At 49.5% G+C, this 2,773-nt stretch carries 2 protein-coding genes; one reads left to right on the top strand and one right to left on the bottom strand.

The window, feature by feature from the left end; all coding sequences use genetic code 11:
- The first annotated feature begins 109 nt into the window (after positions 1-109).
- Positions 110-520 carry a phosphate ABC transporter substrate-binding protein gene (locus tag ACRCZA_RS13045; RefSeq protein ID WP_438674852.1) on the top strand — a complete coding sequence of 137 codons (411 nt, stop codon included), beginning with the start codon at positions 110-112 and terminating at the stop codon, positions 518-520.
- Between the two features lie 168 nt (positions 521-688).
- Here the strand turns inward: ACRCZA_RS13045 and ACRCZA_RS13040 are convergent, their stop codons facing one another.
- On the bottom strand, positions 689-2,410 hold the full coding sequence (locus ACRCZA_RS13040) for a phospho-sugar mutase (protein ID WP_438674851.1): 1,722 nt from the start codon (positions 2,408-2,410) through the stop codon (positions 689-691).
- Between the last annotated feature and the right edge of the window lie 363 nt (positions 2,411-2,773).

Raw genomic sequence — 2,773 nt, 5'->3', positions numbered from 1 at the left:
AAATGGCGGTCTTGAAGGCAATGTTAACACAACGACATTTAAACCTATTTATGACGATAGCATCGTTTACTCAGCCTCTATCGACTTTGTATTCTAAGGAATGAAACACATGAAAAAATCCATTCTTGGTTTACTGATAATGAGCGCTTGTTTTTCTGCTAATGCTGCGGTGGTGGTGATTGGCAATAGCCAAGGGCCAGACGCCATCAGTAGCGATGCGGTTAAACAACTGTATTTAGGTAAGGGTCAACAACTGCCTAACGGTGCTAACGCGCAATTATTTGAATTACCAGAGGGCAGTGCCGAGCGTACCGAGTTTCATAGTAAAACCACTGGCCGCACCGATGCTCAGTTACAATCAAATTGGTCACGCTTAGTCTTTACCGGAAAGGCAACAGCACCTGTCGTCGCTGGTGACAGTGCTGCGATGATTAATGCAATCAAAGCTAACCCCAATGCCATTGGTTACCTTGATGAGTCAGCGGTCACTGCGGATGTGAAAGTGCTACTCAAACTGTAATCGTTAATCGCGATCATCAACCGTTAAGCCTTCCTCATGATAAAGGAAGGCTTTTTTATTCCGCTTACTTCAGTGTGACTTCATTCCTTTGTACCCGCTCGCCTATGGCCAAACAAAAGCAGTCGCACAAATGCCAGATCCCTCTTATCTGTAACCTTTCACCAAGGGCTATTTTGGCAAACTGGCTTGGTGAGCATCAATAAAACGCGCCATGGCCGCCATCGCCCGCACTTGGCAACTCTGCAAACTATCGTAGGCATTCATAGGCTCAACCACCTCGTAATAACATTTGATTTTAGGCTCAGTGCCCGATGGCCGGACGATCACCTGCGCGCCATTGGCTAAACGATAGATTAACACATCACTCGCGCTCAGCTCGATTGGCTCTCGCCGACCATCGGCAAAACGACGCTCTAAGGTTTTGAAATCCTCTGTTGACACTATGGTTTGGTCACCAATCGCGGCGGGGGGAAATTCACGCAAGTAAGCGCCAATATCAGGCGTGCCAGGCGTTAAGGCGATACTCACTTGCGTATTTAAATGGAAGCCATGCTCACGGTAAATTTGCTCCAATCTATCCCAAATAGTTTGCCCCTTTGCGACCAGTTCGGCGGTGAATTGGGCAAAAGCCACCAACGCTGAGAGACCATCTTTATCCCACACCATGTTACCAACGGTATAACCGAGGGCTTCCTCATAGGCAAATAAGAATTGTGCTTGGGGCTGACTTTTGGCCATGCCCACGTTCATCAACCATTTAAAGCCGGTGAGCGTGGTATAACATTCCCCGCCAAAGCGCTTGGCAATCTTAGCTAATAAACTGGAAGAAACAATTGTAGTGCCAACGAGGCGCTGCTCGGAACGGGCATGGCTAAGGAGATAATGCCCCAAGAGCACTCCCACTTGATCGCCCGTCAGCATCTGATATTCACCATCGTCCTGACGCACAGCAACCGCAAAACGATCCGCATCTGGATCATTAGCACAAGCGAGCATCGCGCCGTGTTTTTTCGCCTCGGCAATCACTAAGTCCATCGCGCCTTTTTCTTCAGGATTAGGAAAGTTAACCGTAGGGAAATCGCCATCAGGCTCGCGCTGCGCCGCCACGCTATACACTTGGGTAAAACCAGCATCGCTCAGTACCGCTTCGGCCATATCAGCGCCTACGCCATGCATTGCCGTGTAGGCAATACTGACGCGCTGCGGCGCTGTATGAGGTTGCAACACTTCGGCTTGCATCACTGCGCGTCGATAGCGTTGATAAAACTCATCCTCAAGCAACTGCAATCGGCCTTGATTGATGCCCGCTTCATGGGCTAAAAATGGAATAGATTGGCTGGCCGCAAGCTCAATCTTGGCGGCGATCCCCGCATCATGGGGCGTAATAATTTGCGCGCCATTTCCCCAGTACACTTTATACCCATTGTATTGCGGTGGATTATGACTTGCGGTCACCACAATACCGGCCGCAGCATTAAAATGCTTTACCCCAAAGGCCACTAAAGGCGTGGGGGCGACCTTAGCGGTCAAACGCACCTTAATGCCCATCGCGGTAAGCACACTTGCCGTATCATGGGCAAAGATGCGCGAATCATGGCGTCCATCGTAACCAATTATCACCCCACGTTCAGTTGCGTCGCTAACGTGTTCGAGTAGGTACGCCCCAAGCCCCGCCGAGGTTTGACGGATAACGAGACGATTCATCCCCATCGGACCGGCGGCCACAATCCCACGCAAACCGGCCGTACCAAACTCAAGGCGCCCCGCAAAACGCGCAGCGAGTGCTTGCTCATCTTGCTGTTCCAGCAAGCTTCGTAACTCGGCTTGTGTGCGTGGATCGGGATCCTGGGCTAACCAATGCTCAACCTGTAATTGCAGCTCGCTATTCATAATGCACCAGAGTGAAAAGAATGGGCATTTACCTTAGAAAAAACCACTGCGAAGAACAAGCAAAAAAGACGAGCAAATTCGTCAATTTTAATCGCGCCGGGTAACAGCGACCCTAGCAGATCATCCGATATCTTCTCATGCCCTTAAAGATACGACACGACAACCTTAGATGAAGTCCCTGTTTGTAAAGTGCTAATGTGCAAATAACACCTAGCCGTTATGATTGAATGTTACTGCTATTATCAATTAAATACTCATCCCTTTCCACGACGCCAAGCAAACAGGCTCACCGACGCCAAAACACTGAGCAAATGACACAAAACCCGACGACACTAATCGCAATGAAACTAAGCGCAACGAGAC

It is taken from the genome of Shewanella sp. (genome assembly GCF_051658185.1).
In the GTDB taxonomy this organism is placed as follows: Bacteria; Pseudomonadota; Gammaproteobacteria; order Enterobacterales; family Shewanellaceae; genus Shewanella.
The sequence above is the reverse complement of the archived record's forward strand: the minus strand, read 5'-3'. Positions and strand labels throughout refer to the sequence as shown.